The sequence below is a fragment of the Vibrio sp. 1CM24A genome, assembly GCF_023161725.1.
Lineage (GTDB): Bacteria > Pseudomonadota > Gammaproteobacteria > Enterobacterales > Vibrionaceae > Vibrio > Vibrio coralliirubri.
Window position 1 is genome coordinate 350,602 of record NZ_JALNTS010000005.1, and the last position, 16,173, is coordinate 366,774.

Annotated in this window: 16 protein-coding genes; 15 read left to right on the forward strand and 1 reads right to left on the reverse strand. The window is 44.4% G+C overall.

Annotated features, from left to right (window positions below; translation table 11 throughout):
* Window positions 1-27 precede the first annotated feature (27 nt).
* From ruvB to MSG38_RS13590, 14 genes are all read left to right on the forward strand, one after another.
* Window positions 28-1,044, forward strand: coding sequence for a Holliday junction branch migration DNA helicase RuvB (ruvB, locus tag MSG38_RS13525; RefSeq protein WP_017062078.1), 1,017 nt, complete (start codon window positions 28-30; stop codon window positions 1,042-1,044).
* Between the two features lie 552 nt (window positions 1,045-1,596).
* Entirely contained in the window at window positions 1,597-3,183 is a 1,587-nt protein-coding gene (gene cydA, locus MSG38_RS13530) for a cytochrome ubiquinol oxidase subunit I (protein WP_017062077.1), read from the forward strand.
* A gap of 13 nt (window positions 3,184-3,196) precedes the next feature.
* On the forward strand, window positions 3,197-4,333 hold the full coding sequence (gene cydB, locus MSG38_RS13535) for a cytochrome d ubiquinol oxidase subunit II (RefSeq protein ID WP_248401995.1): 1,137 nt from the start codon (window positions 3,197-3,199) through the stop codon (window positions 4,331-4,333).
* 31 nt (window positions 4,334-4,364) lie between these two features.
* Window positions 4,365-4,472, forward strand: a complete 108-nt coding sequence (gene cydX / locus MSG38_RS13540) for a cytochrome bd-I oxidase subunit CydX (protein ID WP_000270284.1) — start codon at window positions 4,365-4,367, stop codon at window positions 4,470-4,472.
* On the forward strand, window positions 4,465-4,767 hold the full coding sequence (gene ybgE / locus MSG38_RS13545; protein ID WP_017055065.1) for a cyd operon protein YbgE: 303 nt from the start codon (window positions 4,465-4,467) through the stop codon (window positions 4,765-4,767). The genes cydX and ybgE overlap by 8 nt, the downstream gene beginning before the upstream one ends.
* 172 nt (window positions 4,768-4,939) lie before the next feature.
* A complete protein-coding gene (ybgC, locus tag MSG38_RS13550; protein ID WP_017067533.1) occupies window positions 4,940-5,377 on the forward strand; it encodes a tol-pal system-associated acyl-CoA thioesterase in 438 nt (145 codons plus the stop codon).
* Window positions 5,367-6,050: a protein TolQ gene (gene tolQ / locus MSG38_RS13555; protein WP_017062073.1), complete on the forward strand. Its 684-nt coding sequence runs from the start codon at window positions 5,367-5,369 to the stop codon at window positions 6,048-6,050. The genes ybgC and tolQ overlap by 11 nt, the downstream gene beginning before the upstream one ends.
* 3 nt (window positions 6,051-6,053) lie before the next feature.
* The gene (gene tolR, locus MSG38_RS13560; protein WP_017062072.1) at window positions 6,054-6,497 is read left to right on the forward strand and encodes a protein TolR; all 444 of its coding nucleotides are present in this window, start codon (window positions 6,054-6,056) and stop codon (window positions 6,495-6,497) included.
* 13 nt (window positions 6,498-6,510) lie between these two features.
* A complete protein-coding gene (gene tolA / locus MSG38_RS13565) occupies window positions 6,511-7,578 on the forward strand; it encodes a cell envelope integrity protein TolA (protein WP_048612753.1) in 1,068 nt (355 codons plus the stop codon).
* Window positions 7,579-7,590: 12 nt separating this feature from the next.
* Window positions 7,591-8,943, forward strand: a complete 1,353-nt coding sequence (gene tolB, locus MSG38_RS13570) for a Tol-Pal system beta propeller repeat protein TolB (RefSeq protein WP_122081757.1) — start codon at window positions 7,591-7,593, stop codon at window positions 8,941-8,943.
* 113 nt (window positions 8,944-9,056) lie between these two features.
* A complete protein-coding gene (pal, locus tag MSG38_RS13575) occupies window positions 9,057-9,599 on the forward strand; it encodes a peptidoglycan-associated lipoprotein Pal (RefSeq protein ID WP_017062069.1) in 543 nt (180 codons plus the stop codon).
* 33 nt (window positions 9,600-9,632) lie between these two features.
* Window positions 9,633-10,415: a tol-pal system protein YbgF gene (ybgF, locus tag MSG38_RS13580; RefSeq protein WP_048612755.1), complete on the forward strand. Its 783-nt coding sequence runs from the start codon at window positions 9,633-9,635 to the stop codon at window positions 10,413-10,415.
* 210 nt (window positions 10,416-10,625) lie between these two features.
* Window positions 10,626-11,687 (forward strand): quinolinate synthase NadA, encoded by a 1,062-nt coding sequence (gene nadA / locus MSG38_RS13585; RefSeq protein WP_017062067.1) that lies wholly within the window; start codon window positions 10,626-10,628, stop codon window positions 11,685-11,687.
* A 174-nt stretch (window positions 11,688-11,861) separates the two neighbouring features.
* Window positions 11,862-12,893, forward strand: coding sequence for a potassium channel family protein (locus tag MSG38_RS13590; protein ID WP_248401996.1), 1,032 nt, complete (start codon window positions 11,862-11,864; stop codon window positions 12,891-12,893).
* 77 nt (window positions 12,894-12,970) lie between these two features.
* On the opposite strand, the gene MSG38_RS13595 is transcribed toward MSG38_RS13590, so the two are convergent.
* Window positions 12,971-13,540, reverse strand: a complete 570-nt coding sequence (locus MSG38_RS13595) for a UPF0149 family protein (protein WP_017062064.1) — start codon at window positions 13,538-13,540, stop codon at window positions 12,971-12,973.
* A 171-nt stretch (window positions 13,541-13,711) separates the two neighbouring features.
* Here MSG38_RS13595 and MSG38_RS13600 point away from each other — a divergent pair, with 171 nt between their 5' ends.
* Complete coding sequence (locus tag MSG38_RS13600) at window positions 13,712-16,165, forward strand: hybrid sensor histidine kinase/response regulator (RefSeq protein ID WP_248401997.1); 2,454 nt, start codon at window positions 13,712-13,714, stop codon at window positions 16,163-16,165.
* Window positions 16,166-16,173: the final 8 nt, after the last annotated feature.

Sequence of the window (16,173 nt, forward strand, 5' to 3'; positions counted from 1 at the left end):
AGAGCATAGTTAGGAATAGCAGAATTTATGATTGAAGCCGATCGCCTTATTGCACCGGACAACCCAGTATTCAAAGATGAAGATGTCATTGATCGTGCAATACGCCCGAAAGCACTTGCTGACTATCAAGGTCAGGATCACGTTCGTGGCCAGATGGAGATTTTCATCAAAGCGGCACAACTGCGTAACGAGGCGCTCGACCACCTGTTGATATTTGGTCCTCCTGGCTTGGGTAAAACCACGTTGGCGAACATTGTTGCCAATGAGATGGATGTCAACATTCGTACGACTTCAGGCCCTGTTCTAGAAAAAGCGGGTGACCTAGCGGCGCTGCTGACCAATCTTGAAGAAAATGATGTCCTGTTCATTGATGAGATTCACCGTTTAAGCCCTGTGGTTGAAGAGGTGTTGTACCCAGCAATGGAAGACTACCAATTAGATATCATGATTGGTGAAGGCCCAGCGGCACGCTCTATCAAGATTGACCTTCCTCCTTTTACTTTGATTGGCGCAACCACTCGTGCTGGCTCACTGACATCGCCGTTACGTGACCGTTTCGGTATTACTCAGCGTCTTGAGTACTACAAGGTTGAAGACCTACAAAATATCGTGCAGCGCAGTGCAGATTGCCTTGGTCTTTCTATGGAGTCCGAAGGGGCGCTAGAAGTTGCTCGCCGAGCTCGTGGTACGCCACGTATTGCTAACCGTCTACTGCGCCGTGTTCGTGATTATGCGGAAGTAAAAGGGGACGGACATATTTGTCCAGAGGTTGCTGACAAAGCGCTAAACATGTTGGATGTCGATGCTAAAGGTTTCGACTACATGGATAGAAAGCTTCTGCTGGCGATTATGGAGAAGTTTGGTGGTGGTCCGGTTGGTATCGACAACATGGCTGCCGCGATTGGTGAAGAGAGAGATACCATTGAAGATGTGTTAGAACCTTACTTGATTCAACAAGGTTACCTACAAAGAACGCCAAGAGGTCGAATCGCGACCGATAGGGCGTATTTACACTTCGGAATAGATAAGCCGTCTAATCGTTAAATTATTCATTTTTAAAGATCCCAGTTGCATAAGCGCTGGGATTTTTTGCTTTTTACTGAATAACAACTCTTTGAGCGAGTCGATAAAAAGACTGAATAGCGGTCATCAAAAATGAAAACTTTGATTGCAGGTTTGATTTGGCTAACAAAAAATGAAATAAGTTGTCATATTTTTTGTTAATACTTTATAGGTAGTTGTAATTCGTATGTTGAGGCGGTGCTGAGCTTTTGTCACAGATATCATGCACTGTTATTAACTGAGGCTAAATTGGTGTGATTTTAATCATGATTGTTCAAAAATAACTCTAATTTGCTCGAATAAAATTGATACAAATCAACGCAAGGTTCTCCTATAAACCTTTTGAAACATACTGATTTTACCAGTAATATTAGCGCCAGCTATATTAGCTCATGCTTAACAATAATCTAACTATAACGGTACGTTTTTGCTACAAATTTCAATTTGTAATAACAATTACACAAATTGTTTTAACATGGATTTTTGCGGTGATTAATCACACAAGTGTCATTCAGCCGACACAAAGGAGTTACCATGATTGATGTTGTTGATCTGTCGCGATTGCAGTTTGCATTTACAGCGATGTATCACTTCCTATTTGTTCCACTGACACTAGGTATGGCATTTCTACTTGCCATTATGGAGTCAGTTTATGTAATGACTGGCAAGCAAATTTACAAGGACATGACTAAGTTCTGGGGTAAATTGTTTGGTATTAACTTTGCTCTTGGTGTAGCGACAGGCTTAACCATGGAGTTCCAGTTCGGTACTAACTGGTCTTACTATTCTCACTATGTTGGCGACATTTTTGGTGCTCCGCTAGCTATCGAAGCGCTTGTTGCATTCTTCCTAGAGTCTACTTTTGTTGGCCTATTCTTCTTCGGTTGGGACAGACTGTCAAAGCGTCAGCACTTAGCGGTAACTTGGTTAGTAGCACTTGGCTCTAACTTCTCTGCGCTTTGGATCTTGGTAGCAAACGGCTGGATGCAAAACCCAGTGGGTGCGGAATTTAACTTTGAAACTATGCGTATGGAAATGGTGAGCTTCGCTGAAGTTGTACTAAACCCAGTAGCACAAGTTAAATTCGTACACACAGTAGCGTCTGGTTACACAACGGGTGCAATGTTCATCCTTGGTATCAGCTCATACTACATTCTTAAAGGTCGTGACCTTGCCTTTGCTCGTCGCTCTTTCGCGATTGCAGCGTCTTTCGGTATGGCGGCGATCTTGTCAGTAATCGTACTAGGTGATGAATCTGGGTACGAGCTTGGTGAAGTTCAAAAAGTGAAGCTCGCTGCTGTAGAAGCGGAATGGCACACTGAAGAAGCACCAGCAGCATTTACTGTTTTTGGTATTCCAAACCAAGAGACAATGAATACTGACTACGCAATTAAAATTCCTTACGTAATGGGTATCATCGCAACGCGTTCGCTTGATACTGAAGTAACTGGCCTACGTGACCTACGTGATGACCACGTTGATCGTATCCGTACTGGTATGTACGCGTACGAGCTGCTTGAAAAGCTACGTGCAGGCGATAAGTCTGAAGAAAACATGGCTGCGTTCGACGAAGTGAAAGGTGACCTAGGTTACGGCTTGCTTCTTAAGCGCTACACAGACGACGTTGTTGATGCAACAGAAGACCAAATCCAAATGGCTGCGGATGATTCTATCCCAACAGTTTGGCCTCTATTCTGGTCATTCCGTCTGATGGTTGCTTGTGGCTTCATCATGCTGTTTGTATTCGGTGCTGCGTTTGTTCAAACGTGTCGTCAGAAAATCGAACAGAAACCATGGGTACTTAAAGCTGCGCTATTCTCAATCCCACTTCCTTGGATTGCGATTGAAGCAGGTTGGTTCGTTGCTGAGTTCGGTCGTCAACCATGGGCGGTTGGTGAAATCCTACCGGTTAACGTTGCTGCATCAGCACTGACTATTGAACAGCTTTGGACTTCTCTATTCGCTATCCTGGCACTTTACACAGTGTTCTTGATTGCTGAAGTTTACCTAATGCTGAAATTCGCACGTAAAGGTCCAAGTAGCTTGAAGACAGGCCGTTACCACTTCGAACAAAACGATAACTCTGTTGAAGACAAAGTTAGCCGTTCAGTTGAAGTATAAGTGAGGGAATATTATGTTTGATTACGAAAGCTTACGACTTATTTGGTGGGTATTGATCGGTGTTCTACTGGTTGGTTTCGCCGTAACTGATGGCTTTGATATGGGTGTTGCCGCTCTGTCACCTGTTATCGGTAAGAGCGACACTGAACGTCGTATTATGCTAAACACGATTGCCCCTCACTGGGATGGTAACCAAGTTTGGCTTATCACTGCGGGTGGTGCATTGTTTGCTGCATGGCCACTGGTTTACGCAACGTCGTTTTCTGGCTTCTACTTCGCAATGTACGCGACGTTAGCAGCGCTTTGGTTACGTCCACTTGCACTTGACTACCGCTCTAAGATCGAAGATCCAAAATGGCGCAAAGCTTGGGACTATGCACTTTGCTTTAGTGGCGCAGTACCACCAATCATTTTCGGTGTGGCATTTGGTAACCTACTACAAGGTGTTCCATTTGAACTGAACGAATTTATGATGTCTAAGTACCATGGTACGTTCTTCGCTCTGCTTAACCCATTTGCATTGCTTTGTGGTGTGTTGGCTCTGATGTTGTTCGTGATGCAAGGTGCAACATGGCTTCAAATGAAGACAACAGAAGAGCTGCACGCTCGTGCTCGTAACGTTGCTCAGATCACTGGCCTAATTGCTATTGCTCTATTCGTTATTGGTGGTTTCTGGGTTCAATCTATCGAAGGCTATGTAATTACGAGCACTATCGATACGTTTGCTGACTCAAACCCATTAAACAAAGAAGTATCACTTCAAGTGGGTGCTTGGATGACAAACTTCGAAACATATCCAGCAATGTGGGCTGCGCCGATCCTTGGTGTAGCGATGCCACTGCTTGCTGTGATTGCATCTCGCTTTGAGCGTGGTGGTTTCGCATTCTTGTTCTCAAGCCTATCGAACGCTGGTGTTATTTTAACGGCTGGTTTTGCAATGTTCCCATTCGTAATGCCATCAAGCCTGAACCCTAACCAAAGCTTGACTATGTGGGATTCAACAGCGAGTGAGCTAACGCTTGGTCTTATGACTGTCGTTGCGGCGGTAATGGTTCCTGTGATTCTTGGCTACACAACTTGGACATACTACAAAATGTTCGGTCGTCTAGATAAGAAACACATCGAAGATAACGACGTTTCAGCTTACTAAGCTAGAAGTTAAATAACTTAGGAGAAATTTTATGTGGTATTTCGCATGGATTTTGGGTGTACTTCTAGCATGTGCATTCGGCATCATCAATGCTCTATGGCTAGAGCATTCAGAAATGATGGACAAAGACAGTGAGTAATCTCGCAGAGCAAATCGCTAAGCTGCATCAACCAATGGATAAGACTCTGCTTAGAGCCTTATCCCTAGTATTGGGTTTCATGCATGTGGGTTTAGTGATGTGGGATCCTGAAGCGTATGCGACAAGCATCGGTGGCTTTAACGCGATCATCGGACCAATGTTCATTTGGGCAGTATGCTCAAGCATGGTTTACGGTATCGGATTTAAGCCAAGAGCTTGGATGTGGCAGCTACTGTTTAGCCCATATGTTTCACTCACAATTTTGCTCTACCTAACGGTGCTGCGCCTTCTATAAAAGGCAAAGGATTTAGGTTCATAACAACGTGAACCTTTATACTTGTTGGGTTTTTAGCCAAAAAGAGGTCATCTTATACAGATGGCCTTTTTTTTCGTCTCTCAAATCAAAAAATTCACAGCGATATACTATTAATGATAAGGAGTTAGGTTATAGTGAGATCTTTATCGTTTTGGATTGTGGTATCAAATTGCAGGGATTATCTAAGCCATTTACGTGGCCAGTGACAGTGTATTACGAAGACACCGATGCGGGTGGCGTTGTATACCATTCAAACTATCTTAAGTTTTTCGAACGCGCTCGAACTGAGATGTTGCGCTCAATTGGCGTTTCTCAGCAAGTATTGTTAGAACAAAACATCGGTTTTGTAGTCCGACATATGGACATCGATTTTATTCAAGGCGCGCGTCTTGATGATTCTTTACAAGTCATTACAAATATTTACGAGTTGAAGCGAGCTACCTTGGTCTTCTGTCAAGAGATCGTAAATCCTGATGGCAAAGCATTGTGTAAAGCAATGGTTAAGGTAGCATGTATCGACAATCAAAAAATGAAACCAAAGGCAATGCCAACATTTATTCTTACGGAGCTAACGAATAGTGACTGCTGAAATCTCAATCTTAGGCCTAATTTTAGAAGCTAGTTTACTAGTTAAGATGGTCATGCTGACTCTTATGGGCATGTCTGTTGTTTCTTGGGCGATGATCATAAAAAGAAGTAAAGTGTTATCTCAAGCTTCTAAACAAACAGAAGTGTTTGAAGACAAATTTTGGTCAGGCGTTGATCTTGCAAAACTGTACCAAGAGAGCAACAAACGCAAAGACGAGCTTTCTGGTACTGAAGAAATTTTCTACGCAGGCTTTACTGAGTTCGCTCGCCTTCGTAAATCGAATGCAACATCACCTGACTTCATTATGGAAGGCACTGGCCGTGCGATGCGCGTTGCCGTTGCTCGTGAAGTTGATGAACTAGAAACTAACTTACCTTTCTTGGCGACTGTTGGCTCTATCAGCCCATACATCGGCCTATTTGGTACGGTTTGGGGCATCATGCACTCATTCATCGCATTAGGTGAAGTGAAGCAAGCGACGCTCGCAATGGTTGCTCCTGGTATTGCAGAAGCACTGATCGCAACAGCAATGGGTCTATTCGCTGCGATTCCAGCAGTAATGGCGTACAACCGCTTCAGCAGCCGAGTAGGCAAGCTAGAGCACAACTACGCGACTTTCTCTGAAGAGTTTCACAGTATTCTTCACCGTCAAGCGATGGCTGGCAGGGAATAATAGATGGCTGGATACCAACCTAAAAAACGCAAAATGACAGCAGAGATTAACGTTGTACCTTACATCGACGTTATGCTTGTTTTGCTGATCATTTTTATGGTGACTTCGCCGTTTGTTACTCAAGGCGTTGACGTTGAATTGCCTCAGGCTTCAACGGCCAAATCGGCACAAGACCTACTGGGTGACGACAATGCGAGTTTCATCATCGTTGAAGTGAACAAAGACGGTGAACTTGGTTTGAGCGTTAATGATGAAGAAGTACAGCGTGGCTTATCTATGGAAGATATTATCGTCCGTGTGAAAGCCGAGTTGTCTCTGAAGCCAAACTCTCCAGTGGCGGTTGGTGGTGATGCCGCAACGCCATACGCTGAAGTGGTTTTATTACTTGATGAATTAAGCCGTGCAGGTGTGCCAAAGGTTGGCCTTTTAACGGATATAAGGGAATAGCTCCGTAGCATTCATGAAAGCGAATAATAAAAAATCCAATAATTTCAGATCACCGCTTCTTATTTCTCTTGGGCTGCACGTCATTCTATTCGTTGCGCTCATTTGGGGAGCGGATTTCACGATGTCAGAGCCAAAGCCTACAGGGCAGATGGTTCAAGCAGTGGTGATTGATCCTCAGTTGGTTCGCCAGCAAGCTCAACAGATTCGTCAACAAAGAGAAGCGGCAAGCAAGAAAGAGCAAGAGCGTCTAGACAAACTGAGACGTGAAAGCGAACGACTTGAAAAGAATCGTAAAGCTGAAGAAGAAAATATTCGCAAGCTAAAAGAACAGCAAGCGAAAGAGGCTAAAGCGACTCGTGAAGCTGAAAAGCGCCGAGTTGAGAAAGAGAAACAACGCAAAGCTGAAGAAGCGCGTTTACAGCAAGAGCAAAAGAAAGCCGCTAAAGCAGAAGCTGACCGTAAGCTAAAAGAAGCTGCGTTAGTGAAAGCCGAGAACGAGCGTAAAGCCAAAGAAGCGGCAATCGCAAAAGCTGAACAAGAACGCGTGGCAAAAGAAAAAGCCGCGAAAGAGGCAGCAGACAAAGCTCGTAAAGAGAAAGAAGCCGCTGAACGCGCTGAAAAGCAACGCATAGCGAAAGAGAAAGAAGCGGCAGCCGCGGCAGAGAAAGCCCGTAAGGCTAAAGAAGCTGCAGCAAAAGCAGAAAAAGAGCGTAAACAACAAGAAGCAGCATTGAACGATATCTTTGCTGGCCTTGAAACTGAAGCGACTCAAAATTCTTCAGCAAGACAACAATTTATTAGTGATGAAGCGCAACGTTACGGTGCTATCTATACCCAACTGATTCAACAGAACCTGTTGTTAGAAGACAGCTATCGAGGACGCTCATGTCGAGTGAACCTTAAGCTGATTCCAACGGGCTCTAATGCGATATTGGGTAGTTTGAGTATCTTAGATGGCGATAGCCGTTTGTGTGCAGCAACCAAGCGTGCGGTGGCACAAGTGCAATCTTACCCGTTGCCTAAAGACCCAGACATTGTGAACTCACTGAAAGACATTAACTTAACTGTATCACCAGAGTAAAAGGACGAACTTGTGTTAAAGAAACTATTACTGAGTTTTGTTTTCTTAATAGCTACAAGCAGCCAGTTTGCACATGCAGCGCTGGAGCTGGTTATTACAGACGGTATTAACTCTGCAAGACCTATCGCTATTGTACCTTTCCGTTGGGAAGGCTCAGAGCCATTGCCACACGATGTATCAGCGGTTATCGCTTCTGACTTGCAACGCAGTGGTAAATTCAGCCCAGTTGCAACAAACAAAATGCCTCAAACGCCTTACAGCGAAGGTGAGGTGAATTTTGATGCTTGGACTAACCTAGGCGTTGATTCGTTGCTAACAGGTAGCATCACTAAAAATGCCGAAGGGCAGTATGTGGTGAACTACCAACTGATCGACATTGTTCGTGGTCAACTGACTAAAGGACAAAGCCGCGCACTAAGCGATGAAGGCCAATTGGTACTTTCTAAAGATCACGTGTTGTTCAACAAGAAAGCGACAGTGCCTGGTAAACGCTTGAGAGAGTATGCACACCGTATCTCTGACTTAGTTTATGAAGAGCTAACCGGTGAGAAAGGCGCGTTCTTAACTCGTATCTCTTACGTAGTTGTGAACGACAAAGACCAATACCCATACCAACTTCGTGTTGCTGACTACGATGGCTTTAACGAGCGTTTAGTCCTTCGTTCTAAGCAACCTCTCATGTCACCTGCATGGTCACCAGACGGTAAAAAGCTTGCTTATGTGAGTTTCCAAAATGGCCAAGCGGAAATATTCATCATGAATATTTACACTGGTGAACGTGAGAAGGTGACGTCATACCCTCGTCATAATGGTGCGCCAAGATTCTCGCCAGATGGAAAAACATTGGCATTGGTATTGTCGAAAACAGGCAGCCTTCAGGTGTACACTCTTGACCTTGCTAGCCGTAAGCTGACTCAAATTACCCGCGGCCGTTCTAATAATACTGAACCATTCTGGCACCCAGATGGCAAGTCTCTTATTTTCACATCGGATCGTGGTGGTAAACCACAGATTTATAATGTAAATTTGTCCAATAATTCGACTTCTCGTATTACTTGGCAAGGTAGCCAAAACTTAGGTGGCCAGATCACCCCTGATGGTCGATTCATGATCATGGTGAATCGCAGTAACTCAGGTTTTAACTTGGCGAAACAGGATTTGGAAACTGGTGCGGTTCAGGTACTAACAAAAACATTGTTAGATGAGTCTCCAAGTATTGCACCCAATGGAGGTATGGTTATCTATAGCTCTATTTACAACAAAACAAATGTACTATCGATGGTTTCTATCGATGGCCGTTTTAAAGCTAGATTACCGGCAACCAACGGACGTGTAAGAGCTCCGGCGTGGTCACCGTTTCTCTAGGAAAAATTACATATTCTTTTAGCTATTGATAGTGTTAACTATTGTGGCATTTAACTATCTATAGCACTCTTAGTCGCTGTAGAAACTAAGTTTGATAACGTAAGGAAAAAAAGATGCAACTTAACAAAGTTCTTAAAGGCTTGATGATTGCACTACCAGTGATGGCAGTAACGGCATGTAGCTCAACTGATGAAGCAACATCTGCAACATCTGGTACTGAAAGCAACCAAACAACTTCAGGTTCAGAAGGCAACGTAGACACAACTGTTGTAACGCCAATTGACGCTAACGGTCAACTGTCTGAGCAAGAGCTTAAAGAGCAAGCGCTACGTGAAACTCAAACAATCTACTTCGCATTCGATAACTCTACTATCGCTGGCGATTACGAAGAAATGCTAGCAGCTCACGCAGCATACCTAGTTAAGAACGTTGACATGAACGTTACTATCGAAGGTCACGCTGATGAGCGCGGTACTCCTGAGTACAACATCGCACTTGGCGAGCGTCGTGCACAAGCTGTAGCGAAATACCTACAAGCTCTAGGTGTGCAAGCTGACCAAATCTCTATCGTAAGCTACGGTGAAGAGAAGCCACTTCTTCTAGGTCAATCTGAAGATGTGTACGCTAAAAACCGTCGCGCAGTACTAGTTTACTAATTTTAGTAGATTATATAATTGAGGAATTGCCTCATGTTCAGTAACACAAAGCGAGTCATTTTGCTTTCGTTACTGGCAAGTGCAGCGAACACCGCGTTCGCTGCACCAGCTCCAGTATCCGATCTCAATAGCACCGCAACCAATTCATCATCTTCTTCTCGATCAGCATCTAACGAATCAGATATTGAGCGTTTAGAGCGCCTGCTTCAAAATCGCAATCTCGTTCAGCTTCAAATGCAACAGCAAATCGACGACATGGCACTGGAGATCAGTGAACTTCGTGGTGAGTTGGAACGAAACAGCTACGATATGAAGCAAATGCTAGAGCGTCAGCGTGAACTGTTCATTGAACTGGATCGCGTAAGAGGCGAGGTGAAAGCAGCAGGAACAGCAACGGTAGCAGTGGCGGCGAGCGAAGGCTCTAAAGACGCTTCTGGTACGTTCAGTACTGATGTGGATGAGCAAACTGCTTATCAAAATGCTGTAGATATGATTCTAAAGCAACGAGACTACACGGGTGCTATCGCTGCATTCCAAAAGTTTCAAAAAGACTTCCCAGATTCTACCTTCACACCTAACTCACATTACTGGTTAGGTCAGCTTTATTTCGCTAAGAAACAAGATAAAGAAGCCGTGAAGAGCTTTGCCGCTGTTGTGTCGTACAAAGACTCAAACAAGCGAGCAGATGCACTGGTTAAGCTTGGTGACATAGCTGCGCGCAACAACAACGCGACGCAAGCTAAGAAATATTACCAACAAGTCGTGACCGAGTACCCAAATAGTGCTTCGGCAAAAGTGGCGAAAACCCACTTATAAAACAAAATAGGGGTGCTTAGGCGCCTCTTTTTTATACCTGATTACTTCCGTTTAGTGTTTACTTATCTTCTTTGTGATGCCAACACGTCGCCTTGTTTATGCGTTTTAAGCATTAGCTAGCCACCGCTTGCAACCAATCCTTTTTGATCCCAATCGCTGTCCTGTGTAGAATACTCGGATTCTCGGAAGAAGTTGCGTAGAGCAAGAGCAATGAGTCATATACTAGATAAAATCGATACAGTTTACCCGTTTCCGCCTAAGCCAGTTCCATTGAGCGACGCTCAGAAACAGGCCCACATCGCAAACATCAAAAAACTACTTCAAGAAAAAGATGCAGTTCTAATTGCACACTACTACACCGATCCTGAAATTCAGGCTCTGGCAGAAGAAACTGGTGGTTTCGTTGGCGATTCATTAGAAATGGCTAAATTCGGTAACCGTCACTCAGCAAGCACTTTGATCATCGCTGGTGTTCGTTTCATGGGTGAGTCTGCAAAGATTCTTACTCCTGAAAAACGCATTCTAATGCCAACACTTGAAGCTGAATGTTCGCTTGATCTTGGCTGTCCAGCTGACAAATTTACAGAATTTTGTGATGCTCACCCTGACCACACCGTGGTTGTATACGCGAACACCTCTGCAGCTGTGAAAGCTCGTGCAGACTGGGTTGTTACGTCGAGCATCGCTTTAGAAATCGTTGAAAGCCTAGACGCTGAAGGCAAACCCATTATTTGGGGTCCAGACCGTCACCTAGGTTCTTACATCGCAAATCAAACTGGCGCTGACATGTTACTTTGGCAAGGTGAGTGTATCGTTCATGACGAGTTCTCAGCTGATGCTTTGAAGAAAATGAAATCGGTATACCCAGAAGCGGCTATCTTGGTTCACCCAGAATCACCAGCAAGCGTGGTTGAACTGGCTGATGCTGTAGGCTCAACAAGCCAACTGATCAAGAAAGCAAAAGAGCTGCCTCATCCACAGATGATTGTTGCGACAGACAAAGGCATCTTCTTCAAGATGCAGCAATTGGTTCCTGAAAAAGAGCTGATTGAAGCGCCGACAGCGGGTGCTGGTGCAACGTGTCGTAGCTGCGCACACTGCCCTTGGATGGCAATGAACGGCCTTGAAGCGATTGAAAACGCGCTTGAGAATGGTGGTGAGCAACACGAGATCTTCGTTTCTGACGAACTACGTGTGAAGTCTCTTATCCCACTGAACCGCATGCTAGACTTTGCAGAGCAGTTAAACGTGCAGGTAAAAGGTAACGCGTAAGCCGTTCTTTTATCTAACCAACGAAAAACCAGCCAATAGTGCTGGTTTTTTTGTATCTAAATATAGGCTACTAATATCTATCTTGTAGTCATGTATCTTTTCCTGATGATACATCTTGTTGATATCAGGTATTTTTTCTAGCATGTAAGTAAGATCGAAGGATTTGAGGCTCGAATGATAATCTGGTTACAACTCAAACGCTGGATCAAAGCAAACATCTTTGTTTTGAACGGCAAAAACTTACTGTTCACTTTTCTTGGCTACATCGCTTTATCGTGGTCGATGCTGTATTTGGCGGGTGAAACAGATTTAACCAGTTCGGTTACCGTATTCGCTTACTATTTGGTGGTGACGGCTTCTACAGTTGGTTATGGTGATTTATCACCGACCACGGTCGCGGGGCAGTGGATCGTTATTCTATTTGTGATTCCAGGCGGGTTGAGCCTTTTCGCCGCGTTACTCGGTAAAGTGGCAACAGAAGGTGTTGAATATTGGCGAGCGGGCTTGCTAGGAAAAAGGAGAGTTAGAGTGGACAACCACATTTTGATGTTGGGGTGGAATGAGCAAAGAACCATTCATCTCATCCGCATGCTACAACATGAAGAGACGGGTAAGCGACCAATCGTGTTATGTACGCGTTCAGATATCGAGAACCCGTTACCTGGTGAAATCAATTTCGTTAAAGTAAACAGCTACACCGATGGTAAAGAGATGGAGAAAACGGGCATTGAGTCTGCAAGTTGCATCCTGATTGATAATCCAGAAGACGACATTACCCTATCTGCGGCACTTTACTGTGCCAACCGAAACACTAAGGCACACCTTCTTGTTTACTTTAAAGATGAAGCGCTGAGCGATTTGCTGCACAAGCATTGCCCTAACTCAGAATGTATTCCAGCGGTGGGTGCAGAGATGCTAGCAAAGGCTGCAGTAGACCCAGGATCAAGTGCGCTTCATCAAGAGTTATTGAGTTCAACAAGAGGCATGACACAGTATTCAACGTATTTCCCTGAAGACGCTGAGCCTGTCACCGTCGCGCCTATTTTCTCTGTGTTTAAAGAGAAGTATCAAGCAACGCTGATCGCCATTGATACGGGGAATGGTATTGAACTCAACCCAGAGTTAGACCAAGTGGTCAGCAGTGGCACTAAGCTGTTTTATATTGCTGATGAGCGCATTGATGACTTCGATTGGAAAGGCTTCTAAAGCCACTATTTTCACTTCGTCAGAAAACTAAAAAAGGCCTCATAATGAGGCCTTTTTGGCGTGTATAAAGCTAACCTTTATTGAGCTTCAGCCAATGCAATTCCGCGCTGAGTTAGACCACAAAGCATTACAGGTACAGCGTTAAAGATCTCTTCGAACTGCTCTAGGCCTTCGATGCCTTGCTCTGCAAGCGTAGCAATTGAAGTTTCTGGATCGTAAAGCATGCTCAGTGACAGCAGGACACCGCCAACGAGTGCGTTATCTTCGCTCTCTTCAGGCATTAGTGTTTCCCAGTCGTCGCGAGCAATCTGCCAGCCTTGAAGCAAGCCTTCACAAAAATCACGAGCGGCAGTGTTCACCACTTCTTCGTCGTCTAATTGACAAGCTTCAGGCCAAACCCAAGTCCCTTCAATCAGTTCTGGGCGGGTTTTATTCCAAAGCTCGATGATAACTTCAATGTAGCTTTCTAGCTGTTCACCATCCGTAAAAGGTGCGACTTCTTCGCCACCCCATAAGAACGGTAGCCACTCATGCGGGGTTAACACATTCGGTGCCGCTGCCATTGCAGTGACAAAGCCCATTGTTTTGTGTTCTGTGATTAGCTTTCCTTCCAACTCTGGAAGCGCAAGAATATCTTGTAAAGTCAAAGTGAGGTACCGTAAAAGGGAACATATTTGCGCTTATAGTACCAATGAACTTGTGCCAATCAAGCTTCAATCTAAAAAGGCTTGATGTCATGGATGATAAACACTAGGTTTAACAGAAAAGAAAACAATAAAAGAATTATGCAGATACGGTCGTCTTTAAAGAAAAAAAGCATGGTAGCGCTTGGATTATACCTTGCGATGTTTATTGCCATTGTCGGTAGTGTGACGTATTACGTCGTAGAATCCCCTGTGCGCGCCAAATTACAACAAAACCTCGACTTGCGTACGCAACTGTTATCCGCATTGATTACAGAGCCACTCAGTAGTTCTCGAGGCTTCGTAGACAGTCTCGTTGGGTTTGCTCAAGCGCATCGTAACGGTGATGATGTTATTCCGCTCTTTAAGTCCATGTTGGCGGCGAGCGACGATACGATTGTCAGTGCCGGTATTTGGCCCGAACCTTATGCGCTTGATTCTAAAAAGCTTCTCAACAGTTACTTTTTTAATAAAGCCGACGATGGAATAATCGACCAGATATATTCTTACAACAACCCCAAAAATGCCCCTTATCAAGAAGAGTATTGGTACACCTCTGTCGTCAACCAAAAACAAGGCACGATCTCTTGGAGCGATGTGTATATCGATCCATACACACACGTTCGAATGATTACGGCGTCTTCCCCTTATTATTACGACGGTACTTTTGCCGGTGTTGCGACGGTGGATCTCTCGCTCGAAGAGCTGCTTGGTTTTATTAAGAACCACGCCGAAGAATACAATCTTGGCATTATGCTCAGAGATAAACTTAATCAAGTGTTAGTTTCGCATAACTTCAATCTCGTTGAAGGGATCTACATCAGTAGCAATCAATTTGGTGATTTCGGTTGGCAAGTGGATGTAGTTAATTCTAAGTCACGTGTAGCAGACGAAGTATTTCGTCAGGTGATGAGTATTGAGGGCGGTATTGTTCCGCTATTGCTACTTTGTGTGATGGCGGGCTATTACTTATTGAACCGTTATTTGATTAGTCCAATTACAAGGATTGCCGCACAGGTTGATAGCTCGAAAGCCGGCGAAATCATAGATGTTGACTACTCAAGTGAAGACGAAATTGGTCACTTGATTAAAACGTTCAACGAAAAGACCATTTATCTTGAAGCGGAAAAGGTTAAAGCTCAGGCATCCACCAATGCAAAAACCGCTTTCCTTGCGACCCTGTCACATGAAATTCGCACTCCTATGAATGGGGTATTGGGTACCGCTCAGATCCTATTAAAAACGCCTTTAAATTCTGAACAAGAGAAGCACCTTAAGAGCTTGTATGAGTCCGGCGATCACATGATGACCTTGCTCAACGAGATCTTAGACTTCTCGAAGATCGAGCAGGGCAGGTTGGATCTTGATGAAACGCGTTTCCCGCTTGATTCGATCATCGGCAGTATTAACAGTGTTTACTACACATTGTCTTCCGAGAAAGGACTTCAATTCAAAGTGTACTCTGAGGTGCCTTCGGGTCGTTGGTACTTCTCAGATAAAGCACGTCTAAGACAAATCTTGTTTAATCTATTGAACAACGCGGTGAAGTTCACTTCCAGAGGCTTTGTTGAGGTGTACCTGAAAGAAGTCGTAGAGGGGAGTGACACCTATCTGAGTATTCGAGTTCGTGATACCGGAATTGGTATCTCTAAAGAAGCTCAAAAGCGTATTTTTAAACCGTTTGAACAAGCGGAGTCTTCGACCACAAGGCGTTTTGGCGGTACTGGCCTTGGCCTCGCGATTGTGAAGAAAATTGCCCAGTTGATGGATGGCAGTATTACCGTCACCAGTGAAGAAGGGATAGGCACGAGCTTTGATGTTCGCTTGAAGATTCAGCCATGTCAGCCAGGCGAAATCGAGAGTTTGCCACATAAGAAGTTGGACTACTCTGGCTTAAAGGTACTGATCGTTGAGGACAACCGAACTAACACGGTGATCATTGAAACCTTCATGAGCAGTAAAGGCTTTACCTGTAAGAGCGTCGAAAACGGTGAACTTGCAATACAAGCCGTCGTTGCTGAGCGCTTTGATTTGGTACTCATGGATAACCATATGCCTGTGATGGATGGCGTTGAATCAACCACTGCGATTCGTGCTTTGATAGGCGATGTGTCATCGGTACTGGTGTTTGGTTGTACGGCTGATGTCTTTAAAGAGACTCGCGAGCGTATGCTGGGGGCGGGTGTGGATTATATTATCGCTAAGCCGATTGATGAGCGTGAACTGGATGATGCCTTGTTCCGCTATTCAAATAAGCTTTACCAATTTCATGAAGTAAAAGCGGATGAGCTCGAAAGCCAAGACGCGAAACAACACGATTCGAAAAGTAAAAGCGAGTCACTGCCTAAACCTGATCTTCGAAACAAAGATAACACTGAAGAGCTGTTAGTGACGCTATATGTGGCGCTAGAAGACAACAACCTAGAACTGATTCAATTTGCACTAGAGAGCCTACGTGTCCATGTTGAACCTATGAACAACGCGGAACTTACTGAACAAGTCGATAAAGCGTTAGAGCAGGTTGCTTTAGGAGCACCACCAACACAAGATGTCATTAATATCATTACTGTAAATCTACCGATGGCTTAAATGTTGTT